Here is a 16,952-nt window from a genome sequence, read left to right on the forward strand (position 1 = left end):
TGTAAAATTATATGTAACAGTTGAATAGTATAATAAGGAGTGAATCGTATGGGTAAGGGTGATGGAGATGGAACGTAAGGTTACAAAGTTCGGCAATAGTCTCGGCATTACAATGACAGAAGCATTAAAACAAATCGGTCTTGAACTTGGTGATACTGTTCATATTGACGTAAAAGAACTAGATGGAGAAATCATTATTCGCAAAGCAAATAAAGTTGAATTACCTAATGTACCTAATGGTATCGGCCCCGATTTCTTAGAAACCCTCTCACAAGTGATGGAACAATATAACGATACTCTAAAAGGACTAAAGGATCGTTAGTATGGTGTTCGCTATCTATCTGTTCCAGAAGTAATTGCGATTAATGTAGCAATGATCCAAAAATATAGTCCTGGTGAACACATTGGTGTCAAAGATAGCGGCTTGTTGGAATCCGCTGTTCTGCGTGCACGTTCATCCGCCTTTGGTGAAGATGCCTATCCATTCATATTTGGAAAAGCCGCTGCTCTCTTTGAATCATTAGGAAAGAACCATCCATTCCAAAATGCTAATAAAAGAACGGCCTTTGCTGCCCTTGTGATCTTCCTTCAGTTGAACGGATATAGCTTTGTGATGAATCAGAAAGATGCCGAAGACATGGCGGTTCATATGGTGAATCATAAATATTCTTTTCAAGAACTCTCTTCAATTATCCAAGAGAATTGTATAGATAGGAAGGCATGAGAAAACCTCTATCGAGGCCTGTATACCGAAAAACATATACTTTCTTATGTGGTAGCAAAAATTCGATCTCATACAGTGGTCAAAGTCCTAATTTAGTGAACACTAAAAAAAAAAATTAGACAGCAAGCTGATGTCGGTCCTCAACCAGCGTCAGCTTATTTTTCATTGAAGAAGCTTCCAATAGCTTTGTCGCAACAATTGACTCGACTTTAATCTTTCGCAGTTACGATCCTATTCATTAATTGCTGTTCGATCCCTGTAATTGTATGGTTTTTTCGATAACAGATGAATTTTTCAATTTCGCAATACCTATGATCTATCACTTTATACTTTCTTACGCCGAATGCAGCAGTATCCGATTCTGGAATCAAAGTTACGCCCATTCCAAGCTGACACATCTTAATCTTTGATTTCGGACATTTCACTGAACTTCAAGCCAATTACCACACGCATTATACAGAAGCTCGTATTTTGGATAACGATAGTACGATCAGCAAAAGCATAGAGGATCAATATTTGATTCATGGAAAAATCAATAACAATATCCCCATTATCGTCCATCTGCAAGGTGGAGCTTATCCTCAATTTCTTTTGGAAATACAAGGAGAAAAAGGGGTCATCAGACTCTATCAAAATCAATCCATCGGACATCCGCAATATGGCGGTATGAACGTATCGATAGCTAATTATGATTCAACACATCATATATTCTCGAGTCAAAATAGTGATTTCACTGTTCTAATGGAGGACAATAAAGAGGCACCTTTCACAAATGTATTTAGAGCACACCAATCCTTTGCTAAAGATATTCAATGGAATACGAACGAAACCCCGGATTTCCATGATGCTTCATATTTGCATAGATTGATAAGTGCCATAGAAGTATCCGCAGAAACAGGGGAGAAGATAGATAACATATAGATACTAGCGAAAAGAGCACCTCGTAAGGTGCTCTCCATCCGTTATCTTTTATCAAAACCCGTTCGTCCAAGTATAATAAACAAATTTAAACTTCTGACCATTCATCTCGAACTCTTCATCAGCGGTCTCTGTACTCTTAAATCCATTTTTCTCTAGAACTTTTTGGGACGCGATGTTATTCGTTGTTGTTTGCGCATGGATCTTTAGAATGTCTTTATCCGTTACGGTTTCTAATAGTAATTTTAATGCTTGATGAGCAATACCTTTCCCCGTATGCGCTTGCCCCACTCTATAACCGAGGTGGCCGATTTTTTGAGATTTATCGATATCGACTAGATTTATTCTTCCTAGAATAGAACCTTCTTGAGCTTTGATTAAATAGAAATAGGAGCCTCCTTGAGCTTGCTCTTCAAGTAAGGCTTCATGCCTTTTGTTAAAAATCTCAGGATTATAGTAGTCATCTCCACGAGTGGGTACCATTTCTTCGAAAAAAGCTCTGTTCTCAAGTTCAAACTTCAATAATGCTTCTGCATCTGTGGTACGCAATATCTCTATGAATATATCCATGTTCAATGACCGCCATTCAAATGTTTATTACTTCTTCCATAACCCATCCATCACGTCTTAAGAAATTGTCCAGATCACTCCAACTAGGTATGAAACATTTGTGCAACCGATTCAATATCATCTTCCAGCAGGACACGTAATATGTAGGGCGCGTGTTTATGGCGATTGGGCGTATTATAATAGCGGGAATAGTTATTCTCGTAATCGATTGCATATTCGACTAACTGTCGTGCTAATTCTAATCTAAGCTCATCGATTGTCTCACCGTCTGCAACAATGTCCTCGATTTGTTCTATGGATCCTGCATACCGTCCATCTTCGTCCTGCTCATATTCAAATGTCAATTCATATACCGACAACAGTTCTCTCATTTGCTGCTTGGAGAACGCCATGATGACATCTCTATTGCGTTTAATAGCTTGCGGTTTTTCTCTTACAATGGTATCAATGAATCCACCAAAATTCGCTCGAACATCCGTTGCATTCAAAACAGTTTGCATAATCACCCCTCCTCGCCTCCATTGTACAAGAATATGTACACAACGTACACTATGTAGTGTACTTAATCTTGTAAAAAATATCCTCTTGAATCAAGAAGAAACGCCAACGGCGTCCTTTCAAGGACGGTAAGCGTTTCTTCGAGAAATATAAGAACAGAAGAAGTTGACATTTGATTATGCAGAAATTTCCTACTCAACTTAATCATCCATTAACAAATGGGAGATATACTATTCATACAGCAACATCCACTTCATTCATCAAAGAAAGGAACACACCCTATGGGGATTCATACGTATTTTCAATCACTAACGGATTTAGAGCGAATTATTCGCTGCCCGGGTAAGTTCAAGTTTCAGGCGCATAGCGTATCCGAGCATTCTTGGAAGGTCGTTCAATATGCCAAAACCTTGGCGGATATTGAAGAGAGCAACGGCGTCACTGTCGATTGGAAAAAGCTGTATGAAATCACGAGCAGTCATGATTACGGAGAAATCTTCATTGGAGATATTAAAACACCTGTAAAGCATCATTCCCTGGAGCTTCGGGCTATGCTGCAGCAAGTGGAAGAAGGCATGGTTGCGCATTTCATTGACGAGCATATTCCGGATGAATTCAAGCCGATCTTCCGCAGACAGCTGCGTGAGGGCAAAGACGATTCCGTGGAAGGGTTAATCCTAGAGGTAGCCGATAAAATGGATCAGGTCTATGAAGCCTTTGCGGAGCTGCAGCGAGGAAATACCGAAAAAGAATTTATCGTAATGTACCGTACTGCACTGATTAAAATCAAAGAAATCAAGCTTCATTGCGTGGATTATTTCCTGAAGCACATTCTACCCGATTTGGTTCGTGAAGGAACGCGGTCTCCGATTGATATTGAAACCATTACGAATGAAGCGTTATCGTCATAGCTATTTCGCTAACTCTTAGCCTCTATGTTTGTCCCCAGTATATTTCCTACCCAGTATAACTCTCTCTTATTTCAGTTATTTTGTACACAAAGAGCCAGCCTCTTACGGCTGGCTTTCGTGTAGGTGGAGGTGGACAGTGTAGGGATAAATCCACTGTTCACCTCCACGTGTTGACTTCATTTGTATGGCGAGGCAGCCTAGTAACTCAATAGCCTGTCTTATTTACGTGTCTACCTTTACACTTGTTTAAATTCGATCCAATTGATCTGCATGCCCGGTTTGACAAAATCAAACTTCAATTCATAAAGGCCTGCTTCCAGTTCGATTTTCACAAGCTTCAGCTGGATCCAATTGCCTTCTGTTCCGTTGGTTTGAATCGTCGTCACCGTCTGGTCATTGAAGGTTACATTACATGCGCTCTGAGCCAACTCGTTATCTGGAGACATCACATGGGCAAAGATCCGGTATACGCCAGCCTGTTCTACGTTCATAAAAGTCGATCCGGCTGCGGAAATTTTAACCTGCGCATTGTGGGATAATGCTTGCACTTGCTCCGTTGAAAGAGATGGATTCGCCTTGAATGTAAGGATCGTTTCTTCAATCACTTGTTCTCTGGAGAACACCGGTGCTTGCATCAAGAATTCACAAATATTCATGGCACAACGCTGCAGCTCACCGCGGGTTAAGGAGCCGTTAGCCAGGGATTCGATGGTATTGTCTCCCCACACATTGGTTTCCGCCCCATAGTTGCTCACAACCATATAAAGATCATTTTGTGCACGGACCATCATGTTCGTATATTTCCGATCTGCAGGGCCCCCATGGACAACATCATTCATGATCGCCCACCAGTCCGTCATCACGATGCCTTTGAAGCCCCATTCCCCACGAAGGATTGTGGTATTTAAATCATAATTCGAAGCCGCCCAATGCCCGTTGACGGGATTGTAGGAGGTCATAATCGAATTCGCACCGCCCTGTTTGACCGCGATTTCAAATCCTTTCAGATAAATCTCCCGAAGGGCGCGCTCAGACACGACAGCATTTACCTTACTGCGATGTTTCTCCTGATTATTGCAAGCAAAATGCTTCAGCGTGCCATTCGAGCCGCCTTTCATAATGCCGCGCGTGCATGCTGCAGCGAACATCCCGGAAATTAACGGGTCTTCCGAAAAATATTCAAAATTGCGTCCATTAAGCGGACTGCGCCGAATATTTAACCCAGGTCCAAGCAAGGCGTCAATGTTATTGCTTAATAACTCCTGACCTTCCATAACGTAAAGTTCTTCGACCAATTCGGTGTTCCATGTTGCCGCAAGCAAGGTCCCAATGGCCACTTGAGTTGCCTGCTGCCCGCTATCCATCCGAATACCGGACGGGCCATCCGCCGTACAACCGACCGGAATGCCGTAACTGAACAACGGATCGCTTACACCCCCGAAGGCCGAAGCCGTACCCGGAGTAACTAGCGGACTGCTCATGCCTTCTCCTCTGACAATCGCCGCCAGATCTTGATCGCTGAGCTGAGCAATAAAAGCTTCCATGCTAACTTTTTGGTCATATACATCTCTTAACTTATATCCCTGATTACCTGTTTGCTCCAGGGTGCTAGGAAGGTTCTTATCGATCCGTTCTGCAAGCGAAACCTTGCGTGTCGGCACCTCTGCAGAGGTAAGCTCGTATGTACCATCTTCCTTCCGAGCGCCTGGTTTCATACGTGTAAAGCTTTCCGTTGGCGCCATCGCCTCTTGCAGCTGCTCCACGACTTGAAGAGTTTCCACGACGTAACCTTTTTGTCCTTCAACGTCGATTTCCACGACATTTTTGACACTGTTCCCTACATACAGTCGGTACGTTCCAGCTTCCAAGACATAAGCGTAAGGATGCCCTGTCACACCGGCGTCATCATATGAGGCCATAGAATGAACAGGGAAGCTCACCGTGAGTTGTTGCGATTCACCTGCCTGAAGTTCTTTTGTCTTCACGAATGCTGCCAAAACTTTAGCAGGTTGGCCTAACTTTCCTTGCGGTGCTTCATAATAAACTTGAACGACCTCTTTGCCTGCAAAGTCTGTTCCGGTATTTTTTACGGTTACACCGATTTCAACATAGGGTTCTCCTTCTTTGACAGTCCGTTTGGCTCCCTCAGATTCCATGCTAAATTGGGTATACGATAAACCATAACCGAATTCAAATTGGACTTTATCCGGTCGAAACGTTTCGAAAAAACGGTAACCGACATAGATATCTTCTTCATAAACGCTTCTCAGCTCATTGCCGTAATTGCGAGTTGAAGGATAATCGTCGATCGAATAGGCAATGGTATCGGTTAATTTACCGCTCGGTGTCACGTCTCCAGCCAGCACGTCTGCAATGGCATTGCCGCCTTCCATGCCGCCATGCCAAGCGTAAATCACGCATGGAATCGGGTGCACGTAGCTCTCATCGTTCATCCAGCTCATATCAATAATATTCGAAACGTTTAGAACAACGGCAGTTTGTTCAAAATATGTAGTCACCCGCTTCAGCATTGCTATTTCCTCTGCTGTTAACTGGTAGCTTCCCGGCGCATCAGCATTATCCTGATCTTCTCCCGCTGTACGTCCGATCACAATGATCGCCTTGTCGGATTTGGTTCTTGCTTCCTTCACCAACGCATCGGTTAAAGGCATTTCCTTCTGGTGCCATGGCTCAGCCGCCCAACCGCCCCCGCCATTATCAAACGGGTTTTGCTCGATCCATTTTTCATATACCGCTGCTAACTCTTCATTCACTGTGATATTCTTCTTACTCCGAAGCCCGTCTAACAGATTCGTTGTATGGGATACATGGACGCTGCCGCCCGAACCTGTACCGCTGCGGTAATAGTTAATCTGAGTTCTGCCGAAAATCGAAACGTTTCTATTTTTTGCAATGGGAAGCACTTGGCCATCGTTCTTTAACAGTACAGCGCCCTCTGCGGCCACTTTTCTGCTGAATTCAGCAAAGCCTTCTAATGGAACTCCTATTTTCTGTGTGTTCAATATATTCCCTCCACGATGTTAGTTCATTACAGTTTCTAGATTACTTTCATTAGTCCTAGTATCATAGTAACAAATCTATAGACAAATGGAAAAATTTCCGGAATATTTTTTCTTAGCTTGTATCCATAAACGCTCATATTGAAGCATTCGTTGTTAATGTCCACACAACCTGTACATAAGTGCAATATAATATCTCTAAGATGTACTTGAGAACATACACGAGCAAACAGTCGAGTCGTGCGTTAACATCGGTTTTCTTGAACTATTTACGTTATGTATATGATTAAGAGTGGAGTTGGTGATATTCTTATGATCTATACAGCTCTTGGAGATTCCATTACATTTGGGGAAAATGCCTCTTCTCTGGCAAGGGCTTATCCCCAATTGGCCGTATCTATTTTAAATTCAGACTCACGCAAGGTTCGTGGGTTTGTTCTGGCTCGGTCCGGTTGGACCAGCCATGACCTATTGGAGGCCGTGATAGGGCAAGGGTCCTCCGTAATTAGTCATTCCTCTGTTGTTTCTGTATGGATTGGAGGAGTGGATTTAGCCAACGCGGCACTTGCTTCAATTAAAACCAAGAAAACACTTGCTGTAAAACAAATTGTAACCGGCTATAGGCGTAATTTAAGTTCCATTTTTACTCAAATAAAAAAAGAAAGCCGTGCTCGGATCATTTGCTGCACGCAATACAATCCATTTCCGAACAGCCCTCTTTCCGTGGGGTCGATAGGCCGATTAAATTATATGATAAACGAACTGGCCTATAGTTATGGTGTAACAGTAGCTCCCGCTCATAGGTGGTTTGATGGAAAACAGGCAGATCTTATATATGGATATCGAAAAGGAAAGATTGAAGATGCGTTAAGCGGGTCTCTGCCCATCCATCCAAATGATCGGGGACATCGAGTTATTGCAACGGGATTGGCCCCATATCTGATCCCACGCAAGTAGACCTGGAGCTATTAACTCAGAAAAAGCTATATGAAATAACAAGCAGTCATGATTACGGGGAAATTTTCATTGGAGATATTAAAACACCGGTGAAGCACTATTCCCTAGAACTTCGAGCTATGCTGCAGCAAGTAGAAGAAGGAATGGTCGATCATTTCATTAGTGAGCATATTCCAGAGGAATTCAAGCACATCTTTCGCAGACAACTTCGCGAAGGCAAAGATGATTCCGTAGAAGGACAAATCTTAGAAGTTGCTGATAAAATGGATCAGGTCTATGAGGCCTTTGCGGAGCTGCAACGAGGAAATACAGAAAAAGAATTTATCGTGATGTATCGAAATGCTCTTATTAAAATTAAACAAATCAAACTTCATTGCGTCGATTATTTTCTACAACATATTTTACCCGATTTGGTTAGCGAAGGATCACGATCTCCGATCGATATTGAAACCATTACGAATGAAGCGTTAGCGTCATAGCTATTTCACTGACTCTCAACCTCTAAGTTAGTCCCCAGTATTTTAACGAGTATTCCTTCTCTTATTTCCTTTATTCTGTACGCTAAAAAGCCAGCCTCTTGCGGCTGGCTTTTGTGTTGGTGGAGGCGAACCGTGGCTGTACAAAACCACAATTCGCCGGAGTATATTAGTTCAATCAACCGTGCGAACCTCTTTAACCTTCGCTACCAATCGAGCATTACCCATAAAGAAACTCGCGATAAGACCAATAACGACAAAGACCATACCGCCTAAGAATACATGTACTAATGCATCGCTAAGTACGCTTTGAAGACCTTTTAACACCTCAGGAGGCAAGGAAGCTCGGGCGCTGGAATCGAGGAGCACTTGAGGAGTGGTAAATTGCTGTAATAGGTCTGCAGGAAATGTATCCACCTTCTTCTGGAGTTCCATTAGTCCTGATGACATCTGTTGGGATTGCAGACTACCTAATACGCTAACTCCAATTGTCCCCCCAATAGAACGGAAAAATTGGGATGAGGATGTGGCGACTCCGCGAGATTGGCTACCGACTGCGCTCTGTGCAGCGGTGCCGACAGTTGGATAGACAGCGCCCATTCCGAGTCCGGCAACAATCATATAGATGACCATTTGAGTTTGTGTCGTATCTACCGTTATTTGACTAAGCAGAAAAAATCCGATGGTCATAAGCGCCATGCTAGGGACAAGTATCGCACGATAAGAAAGCTTGCTCATCAGACGTCCGCCAACTATCGATGTGATTGTCACAGAAAGCATGAGCGGCGTTAATACATAACCAGCGACGGACGATTTTACACCGATAACACCCTGCACGAACAACGGAATGTACACAATCGCACCGAACAAGCCTGCACTCATAAAAAATCCAACGATGTTTCCAGAGGCAATGGTACGAATTTTAAAGAGGTACAAGGGGATAATCGGTTCCCTCACCTTCGTCTCTATCCACAGGAATAGAACAAGCAGAACTGCTCCAATGCTAAGCAATCCAACAATTTGAGGAGATGCCCAAGCATATCGCGTTCCGACTCCCGTATCATCGCCGCCTAGCACCAGTGCAAGCAGGATAGATACGATTGCAAGGCTCAAAGTGATGGCTCCGAACCAATCGATCGATCGTTTCTCAGCACTCTTACTTTCTTTCATCGCCACAGCTAGTAAGAGTAGTGCAGGAATACCGATGAGGAGATTTACATAGAAAATCCATCCCCAGTTCAATTGCTCTACAATAACTCCGCCTAAAGTAGGTCCGAAAACGCTAGAGATAGCGACCACAGCCCCGAGCAAACCCATGAATTTGCCGCGCTTGTCAATAGGGTAAATATCCGCAATGATTGTCATGGATATTGGCATTAGCGCTCCCGCTCCCAGACCTTGGATCCCTCTGAAAATGATTAGTTCGGACATACTCCCCGCAAGCCCACATAAAGTGGAGCCTATAAGGAACAAGGATAATCCACTCAAGATGACCTTCTTGCGACCTAAGATATCTGCTAATTTCCCGTAAATCGGCATGGTCGCTGTTGAAGCCAACATATAGACGGTAAATATCCAGCTGTAGAAAGAAAATCCGCCTAATTCTTTGCTTACAGTTGGCATGGCGGTCGAAACGATGGTCTGGTCTAATGAAGATAGAAACAATCCCAGTAACAATGCAATCGTAATTAATCCTACTTTGGGTTTCTCACTTGGCATTCCTTCATACTCCCATCTTATAATTTTATAACCACAAATCAACACAGTGTTGTATTAACGCTGATGTGTAGCTTATATTAAAATAAAGAAAGGAGAGCAGCAACCAACAATAGTAGGGAAAGCGTCGCATTATCGATAACTGACGAGATGTTGTTGCACAAAGCCACAACATTAAACAAAGGAGATTCAAATGTCTAATAAGAATGCACAGCTTGATCCGCGTGTTAAACGAACACTTCATCTCATTAAAGATGCATTCATATCGTTAATGGATAAGAAAGGCTTTGATCATATCACTGTTCGAGATATTACTGAATGTGCCGAAATCAATCGAGCCACATTCTACCTTCATTATCATGACAAACACGATCTCTTACAGAAAATAGTTGATGAAGAGATGCATGAGTTTTTAACTGCGTTTCAATTGCCTCCCGAGTTTGAAGTTAATGACTTCGTTAAGGATACGGATACACCACCTGACTCTTTTATTCGCCAATTTGAGCATATCTCAGCACATTCCCAATTTTATCGAGTGATGCTTGGCCCGAATGGGTTACCTGGCTTGTCCATACGGATGGAAAACATAATCCGAGATTCCTTATACCACCGTTCGATTATTGCTCAGCCCAATGACAATCAAGTTACGATGCCCAGAGATATTATTGTTCGCTATGTCACGTCAGCCCATCTAGGGATCATCATGTATTGGTTGGAAAATGATATGCAGTATTCGCCTAAATATATGGCAACGCAACTGATCCGTTTGCATGAGCTTGGCTCCACTTATTTTTTTAAAGGACATATTTGATCCACCTCGTTCTCTCACTTGTGAATAATAAATGAGTCATCTACTGTACAGGATATTCTGAGACAACTAATGCCGAGAAGATGAAAAAAATCCACAACCTCATGCGGTTGTGGATTTACATAGTGGAGGCGAGGGCAATGTTCATATCTCCATCTTACTTGCTCACGATGCCCATCCTCTACCAACGATATTAGAGATAGGATATAAACGCCTTGCTCACTCGCTAACCCCCACAAAGTGAAGCCTAGTCTTGCTGCGATTTGCGATTACTTTGCGGGGACCCCATATTTTCGCTCCCTCCGCACGGACTGAACCCCTGACAGGGGCGATCCCCTGTCCGAAGATAACGCAACGTAAGCTTCTAACGGGTGTAGTCACGGTTTTGATGCCCCCCTGATATAAAGAACTACAACCCCATCCTCATTCGGATGGGGTTGCAAGTCTGTAGGATGTTCAGTCCTCAATTGTATTCATTAATCCGAGCTAATTAGCTCAGCTTCTGGCCGCAATTCGGACAGAAGTTAGCTCCTTCGTTTTTTGTACCACAGTTAGGGCAGAATTTAGGCTTGCTGCCCCCTTGAGAAGCAGAAGGATTAGCAGGCTCAGGCTCTCTCTCAACCGCAGGCTTTTGATTCAGGTTTTGATTCATATTTTTCATCATTTCATTAGCCACATTCATCCCCATCATCATGCCCGCCATGTCCGAAGCAGTTCCACCACCATGTAGTTTGCCAGAAGCCATTGCATCGGTCATACTAACCTGTTGATATTTCTGCAAGTTACCTATCATTTCATGAGAAGCCGTCTTCGTGATCATATCCTGGATTTCTTGAGGATAATTAAAGCTCATCACTTGAAAGCCCGTAATTGTCATCCCTTTATCCAATACTTCCATATCCAGATCCTCGCGAATACCTCTGGCAATTTCAGATGCATTCGTCTGCAGATTGAACATGTCCTTTCCTTCTCTACTGATCCACTTCATTAACAACTGATCCAGCACAGAAGTGATACGAATTTTAATATCCTCAACAAGATAGCTGTCTTTCATCCCGGCAATCTTATCGATCAGCATAACATAATCATTCACTTTAAAATTGAACGTTCCATTCGCACGTATCGGCATGCCGCCCGGAAGCTGCGGAGTTGGGATCAGAACAGGATTCTGCGTCCCCCATTTGACGGTAAACTCCTTTGTGTTCACGAATAAAACTTCCACCCTCATGCCACTGTTGAAGCCAAATTTGAATCCTTTTAAAGTGGATAAGAATGGAATGATGTCAGAATCGATGTTATATTCCCCGTCATTCTGAAAAATCCCCTCAATCTTACCATTATTTACGAAAATGGCATCTTGACCCGAGCGGATAATCAGTTTACTACCTTTCTTAATCTCCCGATTGCTCCACTTCCAAAAGATCATATCATCTCTAAACTCTTCCCATTCCACAACGTTCGAAAATTGATTTTTGAAAAATCCCATATGAATACCCCATTCCTATATTTTTAAAACCCAACATTTGATTAAAACTTTCCTCTACTGCCGCTATGCGAATGCCCACCTCCGGTGACACCTCCACCGCCGCCGGAGCTGCTGCTGCCAGAACTCTTTTCAATTTTATGCTTCGTTACTGTTGTTCGAATGTACTGATCCTGCCGATCCAGAATCCCTGAATTGCTTGCATCCTCGTAGGTTTGCCGATTTACTGTGACGCGTCCGCCGGAGCGGTAAACCATCATACCAACGACAATACCTCCAATAGCCAAGGCTCCTCCCAATTGAAACCAGATATTAAACAAAATATTATCTGGATTCACTCCAGGCTTGAAGCCCATATATTTATAGGAAGTTTTAATATATTTTTCGAATGCCTGCTTGTAATCGCCACTTGATAGATCTGATGTAATCTTGCCCCGTATTTTATCAATCCTACCATTATCCAGATACTGCTCTGCCTTATAAAATCCGGCTAAATACACATCACGATTTCTCATATCCATCGTCAAAATGACTGCATTGCCATGAGACTTGTCGTACCCGGGTGCATGCTCATCATAAAATGCCTCCGTCATATCCTGAACATCTACATTTTCGCCGTTTTTAGAAGTAATGATGATGATATCCGTTTCTCTTTTAGCACCGTATTCATTAGCCATCGTATTTAGTTCATCGAATTCTTCGGGAGTAAGCAGCTTCGCCTCATCATAGATCAATATTTTTTCTTCCACTGCTGCTGCCATGATTTGGCCAGGAACGACAAGATACACCATGAAGAAGAACAGAACTGCCAGCACCGCACCTTGCCTTCTCACAGGAACCCTCCCCCCATCATCCATGAGATTATTTTGAGCGACAGGAAAGAGAGGCTGGAAATACCAGCAAACCACGCTGCCACCTTCGCCTTGCTGATCGGAGGCTTGCCGACGACCTTGCCTGTCTGGCCGTTCATGGCAAACGTATACTCTAATCTATTGTAGTCATAGTGAACCACCCATACCGGAAGCAAGCAATAGTCTACGTTTTTTACTCTAGTATCAATTTCCTTATTCGTAAAATTAACAGTAGAATATCCTGACACCGCTGACGAAATAGCAGATTCAATATACTCTCTGATTTTATCCTTCGCCCGCGGCAGCATCTCCGTATCCGTATAACTGTATTTCTCCGCAACATAACCTGCCAGATAAGGGGTTCTAAAGCTCTTGAGTAGATCATAAGGAAAAGGCTCCAGCTTATCCATCAGCTTATCATTCATCTTCTCCGACGAGTCAATCGGCACCCTCAAATAATTCAGCTGAAGCTTGCGATATATGTCAAAATGCTGTGTTTCAGTATACCGGTAATCGCCTTTTGTGTAGGCTCTCACTTTCGTGGCATGACCATATGCCTCCACTTTGTTATGCAATTCATACAACCAGAAGGGTATATACATTCCGGTTATACCTTTGATACGATCCGCAGTCATGAACCCGCTCGGCGTAAGAAGACCGTTTTTGCACCATTTTCGAAAGGCCTTCATCGCCTTCTCCTTGCTGATTGAGAAAGGAATGACTAAGCCTGGGGCCAGACTCCCGCTCAAGCGATCGCCGAGAACAACGGCCGACTCACAAAAACTGCAAACGGTTGCCGTAGTTTCCGCTTCGACAATAATGACAGATCCGCAGCTTGTGCAGTGATATTCCTGCACCTCATCCGCTGAAAAGGCTTGCTGGCCAAGAGGATCAGGGATCTGCTCTATATTATCCTTTCTTCCACAGCTATGACACGATAACGTCCCCGTCTCTGAATCAAAGACCATGCCGCTGCCACAGTTCGGACATTTATATTCAATAACGTTCATCTGCTCACCTCTATGACATAATAAATAGCAAAGAACTCTATTCCTTTTTTATTTTTGCTTGGATTGCCGCCAGTTCATCCTCGGGATTCGACGGACTAGCCGTATTTGCATGTACCTCCGAGTTCTTCTCCAATTGTGCAATCAGCGTGTCCAGATCATCTTCCTTCACTCCAGCCCTCAGTTCAGCCAGTGCCTCAGCTTCATTCAACGCCCGATCCGCCAGTTCCTCCATCGCTTGAAAAGAAGCCTGAACATCGCCCGAAGAGGAGCGGCCCGAGTTCAATCCCTGCTGCAGCTTCGCAGCGGCAAGCTTCCCCTTAAGCTCAATCCTCCGAGCCTCCAGCTGCCCCAAGTCCGATACAAGCTTATCCTGCATTTGTTTCATGCTGGCAGCATTTGAGGAAGCAAGATCATAAGCAGCTTGTAATTCGCTTAACTTCTCGCCAAAATTCGCTTTCCTCTCCAGGAATTTTAAGGCGTCATCCTCATTACCCGCTTCTACAGATTTCTCTGCATATCGCTGCAGCTTCTTGATCTCGGTACTGCACTCATCGAGCAGCGTCTTTGCTCTTTGCTCATCCGCGAGCACTGAAGCCGTTTCGGCTTTTACCTTCCCAAGGTGACTGTTCAATATCCGCATATATTCATCAATCGTCTTCTCTGGATCGTCGTTCCGCTCCACTAAAGAGTTAACATTGACCTTCATTATATCCCTCAATCTTGATAAGATTCCCATACTGTGCCACTCCCTTCGCGTTAGTTCTTTTATCCTAATAATACATTAATTTCTGGCAAAAGGTTTCGTTGAAATAGATAATTGTTATTTGATTCGAATATTACCCCTGACAGGATCCCCTTTCTCACTCAACGCAAAAAGGACACCTCTCAAGGTGCCCTTTTTAATCCTACATATGGTCGCGAACCGCGGATGAGCAAATCCACAATTCGCCGCCGCGTGTTGCTTAGATTGTTTGTTGACATGGTCTAGCACTAACACTCGACGCTATCGATCGTTGCGGGCTAACTATTATTGCTTAGCTTCAACTAATTGTATTAGCCTTGTCAACGCACTTGAGTAAATTGAGTCATGTCTATACACAAACCATACCTGCAAATCTCGGTACTCTTCAGGCAAGCGGTGAGAAGCGATTATGCCCTTCTCTTCCGACTTGGCAATCGATGATCGTGGTAGCATAGACACACCGAGCCCAGCGGAAACCCCATCTAGAATAACGGCTAATGTGCCAAATTCCATAATCTGATATGTGGTCAGGCCAGTTCTTCTCAGAAAACTCTCCGCTTTTGCCCGATGCGTACATCCAACATCGAAAAACAACATCGGCTTCGAAAGCAACTCGTGCATGTCGCTTTTTCCCGGCTCCGAGATCAGCACCAACTCCTCTTCAAAAGCCGCGACATGTTCTATGTCTGGATGGTCAATTGGTCCATAGACAAAAGCCCCATCAAGCTCGTAATCCAGCACCTTTTGTAAGAGGGCATGTGTCACACCCGTAATGAGGGATACATTAACATCTGGATATCGTGATTGATATTCGGCCAATAGAGGCGTCAGATGAATGACCGCAGTCGTTTCAATGGAACCTATCCTAAGAGGCCCTGAAGGATGGTCCGAGTATTGTGTAGATTTTACTGCCTCGTCTATCAGAATCAGTATTTTATCCGCATATCCCAGTAAATTCTCGCCAGCCGGAGTTAGCGTCATCCCTCGATTGGATCGCCGAAAAAGGGGGGTTTTCAACTGCGCCTCAAGATACTGAATTCGGTTCGTCACATTAGACTGTACATAGTTCAACATTTGCGCAGCCCTGGTAATGCTCCCCTCTCGAGCTACAGCTTGAAATATTCTTAAATCTCCGCTTTCCATTTCTAAGTCACCTGCTTGGTATGATCATTTATGATACTCACATTCGGTTTTGTTCATTTTACTGTATGATTCCCACTCTGTACAATTCACAATAGATTCATCGAAATACGAATTACTGGAGGAGTTAGGATGAAAGCAATCGTACATGCTGGGATGAACGGCTTGAAGGGCTTGACATATGAAGACGTTATTGACAAACAGCCGGGCTTCGGCGAAGTAAAAGTAAGGCTGAAAACTGCAGGGTTGAATCATCGAGACTTATTTCTCATGGCGGATCGAACAAATAAGGATGCTCCCCTGATTATGGGTTCTGACGGCGCGGGTAGAATTGAAGCGGTAGGTGAAGGCGTAACAAACCTTACAGTAGGTACCGATGTCATCATTAATCCGTGTATCGGATGGGAAACCACCCACGATGTCCCGACCGTTCCAGCCATAGTGGGCGGCCCTTCGGATGGTACATTCGCCGAGTCTATCATCATCCCTGCGCAAAATGCCGTCAGCAAGCCAGCTTACCTGTCTTGGGAAGAAGCAGGCGTGTTGCCCTTGTCTGCCTTGACAGCTTATCGGGCTTTGTTCACGAGAGGTAGCTTAAAGCAAGGTGAACATATCCTTATTCCTGGTATTGGTGGGGGTGTGGCGACTTATGCCATGCTTATGGCTTCAGCAGCGGGTGCACGAGTCAGTGTCACATCACGCAGTGAAACAAAAAGGCAAGCTGCTCTTGCACATGGGGCAGATCATGCCTTTGACAGTCATAGCGATTGGAAGGAAAGTATGAAAGGAGAAACAGTGGATCTCATCCTAGACAGTATCGGGCCAGCGACGTTCCAACACTACTTTGATGTCATTAAACCGAATGGCCGTATCGTCACGTATGGAGCAAGCTCAGGAGATCGAATGGAACTAGCGGCACGATCCATATTTTACCCCCAAATCAGTATCATCGGCACCTCAATGGGAAGCAGTGAAGAGTTTACGGCTATGCTTGAATTTATGGAACTCCATTCACTCCGCCCTATCATTGATCGTGTGTATCCTTTACAAGACACCCTTCAAGCCTTTCAGCGAATGCAACAGGGGGAGCAATCTGGGAATATTGGAATAAGAATAGATTGAGACTCT

General features: G+C 43.9%; 15 protein-coding genes and 2 pseudogenes. 8 read left to right on the plus strand and 9 right to left on the minus strand.

Features of this window, described 5'->3' with window-relative positions:
* The first annotated feature begins 67 nt into the window (after positions 1–67).
* From BVG16_RS18910 to BVG16_RS18920, 3 genes and pseudogenes are all read left to right on the plus strand, one after another.
* The gene (locus tag BVG16_RS18910; protein ID WP_198957500.1) at positions 68–322 is read left to right on the plus strand and encodes an AbrB/MazE/SpoVT family DNA-binding domain-containing protein; all 255 of its coding nucleotides are present in this window, start codon (positions 68–70) and stop codon (positions 320–322) included.
* A gap of 9 nt (positions 323–331) precedes the next feature.
* Positions 332–724: pseudogene (locus tag BVG16_RS18915) on the plus strand (type II toxin-antitoxin system death-on-curing family toxin); the annotation flags it as partial.
* Positions 725–1,195: 471 nt separating this feature from the next.
* The gene (locus tag BVG16_RS18920; RefSeq protein WP_078500541.1) at positions 1,196–1,645 is read left to right on the plus strand and encodes a hypothetical protein; all 450 of its coding nucleotides are present in this window, start codon (positions 1,196–1,198) and stop codon (positions 1,643–1,645) included.
* A 51-nt stretch (positions 1,646–1,696) separates the two neighbouring features.
* Here BVG16_RS18920 and BVG16_RS18925 read toward each other — a convergent pair whose 3' ends face one another.
* Positions 1,697–2,212 carry a GNAT family N-acetyltransferase gene (locus BVG16_RS18925; protein ID WP_078500542.1) on the minus strand — a complete coding sequence of 172 codons (516 nt, stop codon included), beginning with the start codon at positions 2,210–2,212 and terminating at the stop codon, positions 1,697–1,699.
* Positions 2,213–2,295: 83 nt separating this feature from the next.
* Positions 2,296–2,712 (minus strand): hypothetical protein, encoded by a 417-nt coding sequence (locus BVG16_RS18930; RefSeq protein ID WP_078500543.1) that lies wholly within the window; start codon positions 2,710–2,712, stop codon positions 2,296–2,298.
* Positions 2,713–2,991: 279 nt separating this feature from the next.
* Between BVG16_RS18930 and BVG16_RS18935 the strand changes: the two genes are divergently transcribed.
* Complete coding sequence (locus tag BVG16_RS18935; RefSeq protein ID WP_078500544.1) at positions 2,992–3,621, plus strand: HD domain-containing protein; 630 nt, start codon at positions 2,992–2,994, stop codon at positions 3,619–3,621.
* Positions 3,622–3,857: 236 nt separating this feature from the next.
* Here the strand turns inward: BVG16_RS18935 and BVG16_RS18940 are convergent, their stop codons facing one another.
* The gene (locus tag BVG16_RS18940; protein WP_078500545.1) at positions 3,858–6,644 is read right to left on the minus strand and encodes a glycoside hydrolase family 3 C-terminal domain-containing protein; all 2,787 of its coding nucleotides are present in this window, start codon (positions 6,642–6,644) and stop codon (positions 3,858–3,860) included.
* A gap of 309 nt (positions 6,645–6,953) precedes the next feature.
* Here BVG16_RS18940 and BVG16_RS18945 point away from each other — a divergent pair, with 309 nt between their 5' ends.
* Both BVG16_RS18945 and BVG16_RS18950 read left to right on the plus strand, forming a co-directional pair.
* Complete coding sequence (locus BVG16_RS18945; RefSeq protein ID WP_078500546.1) at positions 6,954–7,598, plus strand: SGNH/GDSL hydrolase family protein; 645 nt, start codon at positions 6,954–6,956, stop codon at positions 7,596–7,598.
* 17 nt (positions 7,599–7,615) lie between these two features.
* Positions 7,616–8,077: pseudogene (locus BVG16_RS18950) on the plus strand (YfbR-like 5'-deoxynucleotidase); the annotation flags it as partial.
* 171 nt (positions 8,078–8,248) lie between these two features.
* Here BVG16_RS18950 and BVG16_RS18955 read toward each other — a convergent pair.
* A complete protein-coding gene (locus tag BVG16_RS18955; protein WP_078500547.1) occupies positions 8,249–9,793 on the minus strand; it encodes an MDR family MFS transporter in 1,545 nt (514 codons plus the stop codon).
* 190 nt (positions 9,794–9,983) lie between these two features.
* Between BVG16_RS18955 and BVG16_RS18960 the strand changes: the two genes are divergently transcribed.
* Positions 9,984–10,601 (plus strand): TetR/AcrR family transcriptional regulator, encoded by a 618-nt coding sequence (locus BVG16_RS18960; protein WP_078500548.1) that lies wholly within the window; start codon positions 9,984–9,986, stop codon positions 10,599–10,601.
* 487 nt (positions 10,602–11,088) lie between these two features.
* On the opposite strand, the gene BVG16_RS18965 is transcribed toward BVG16_RS18960, so the two are convergent.
* The 5 genes from BVG16_RS18965 to BVG16_RS18985 form a co-directional block, all read right to left on the minus strand.
* Positions 11,089–12,084 carry an SPFH domain-containing protein gene (locus BVG16_RS18965; RefSeq protein ID WP_078500549.1) on the minus strand — a complete coding sequence of 332 codons (996 nt, stop codon included), beginning with the start codon at positions 12,082–12,084 and terminating at the stop codon, positions 11,089–11,091.
* Between the two features lie 41 nt (positions 12,085–12,125).
* Positions 12,126–12,914: a TPM domain-containing protein gene (locus BVG16_RS18970; RefSeq protein WP_078500550.1), complete on the minus strand. Its 789-nt coding sequence runs from the start codon at positions 12,912–12,914 to the stop codon at positions 12,126–12,128.
* Complete coding sequence (locus tag BVG16_RS18975) at positions 12,911–13,942, minus strand: TFIIB-type zinc ribbon-containing protein (protein WP_078500551.1); 1,032 nt, start codon at positions 13,940–13,942, stop codon at positions 12,911–12,913. The genes BVG16_RS18970 and BVG16_RS18975 overlap by 4 nt, the downstream gene beginning before the upstream one ends.
* Before the next feature lie 37 nt (positions 13,943–13,979).
* Complete coding sequence (locus BVG16_RS18980; protein ID WP_078500552.1) at positions 13,980–14,678, minus strand: PspA/IM30 family protein; 699 nt, start codon at positions 14,676–14,678, stop codon at positions 13,980–13,982.
* A gap of 291 nt (positions 14,679–14,969) precedes the next feature.
* On the minus strand, positions 14,970–15,827 hold the full coding sequence (locus BVG16_RS18985; RefSeq protein ID WP_078500553.1) for a LysR family transcriptional regulator: 858 nt from the start codon (positions 15,825–15,827) through the stop codon (positions 14,970–14,972).
* 129 nt (positions 15,828–15,956) lie between these two features.
* On the opposite strand from BVG16_RS18985, the gene BVG16_RS18990 reads away from it, so the two are divergent.
* Entirely contained in the window at positions 15,957–16,946 is a 990-nt protein-coding gene (locus tag BVG16_RS18990) for a zinc-binding dehydrogenase (protein ID WP_078500554.1), read from the plus strand.
* The last annotated feature ends 6 nt before the right edge of the window (positions 16,947–16,952 follow it).

The organism is Paenibacillus selenitireducens, from assembly GCF_002021565.1.
GTDB classification, from domain to species: Bacteria; Bacillota; Bacilli; order Paenibacillales; family Paenibacillaceae; genus Paenibacillus_K; species Paenibacillus_K selenitireducens.

Excerpts from the sequence above, each read along its gene's own strand:
- BVG16_RS18930 (WP_078500543.1), bottom strand. The coding sequence starts at position 2,712 with ATGCAAACTGTTTTGAATGCAACGGATGTTCGAGCGAATTTTGGTGGA.
- BVG16_RS18925 (WP_078500542.1), bottom strand. The coding sequence starts at position 2,212 with ATGGATATATTCATAGAGATATTGCGTACCACAGATGCAGAAGCATTA.
- BVG16_RS18975 (WP_078500551.1), bottom strand. The coding sequence starts at position 13,942 with ATGAACGTTATTGAATATAAATGTCCGAACTGTGGCAGCGGCATGGTC.
- BVG16_RS18935 (WP_078500544.1), top strand. The coding sequence starts at position 2,992 with ATGGGGATTCATACGTATTTTCAATCACTAACGGATTTAGAGCGAATT.
- BVG16_RS18985 (WP_078500553.1), bottom strand. The coding sequence starts at position 15,827 with ATGGAAAGCGGAGATTTAAGAATATTTCAAGCTGTAGCTCGAGAGGGG.
- BVG16_RS18955 (WP_078500547.1), bottom strand. The coding sequence starts at position 9,793 with ATGCCAAGTGAGAAACCCAAAGTAGGATTAATTACGATTGCATTGTTA.
- BVG16_RS18980 (WP_078500552.1), bottom strand. The coding sequence starts at position 14,678 with ATGGGAATCTTATCAAGATTGAGGGATATAATGAAGGTCAATGTTAAC.
- BVG16_RS18965 (WP_078500549.1), bottom strand. The coding sequence starts at position 12,084 with ATGGGATTTTTCAAAAATCAATTTTCGAACGTTGTGGAATGGGAAGAG.
- BVG16_RS18910 (WP_198957500.1), top strand. The coding sequence starts at position 68 with ATGGAACGTAAGGTTACAAAGTTCGGCAATAGTCTCGGCATTACAATG.
- BVG16_RS18990 (WP_078500554.1), top strand. The coding sequence starts at position 15,957 with ATGAAAGCAATCGTACATGCTGGGATGAACGGCTTGAAGGGCTTGACA.
- BVG16_RS18960 (WP_078500548.1), top strand. The coding sequence starts at position 9,984 with ATGTCTAATAAGAATGCACAGCTTGATCCGCGTGTTAAACGAACACTT.
- BVG16_RS18945 (WP_078500546.1), top strand. The coding sequence starts at position 6,954 with ATGATCTATACAGCTCTTGGAGATTCCATTACATTTGGGGAAAATGCC.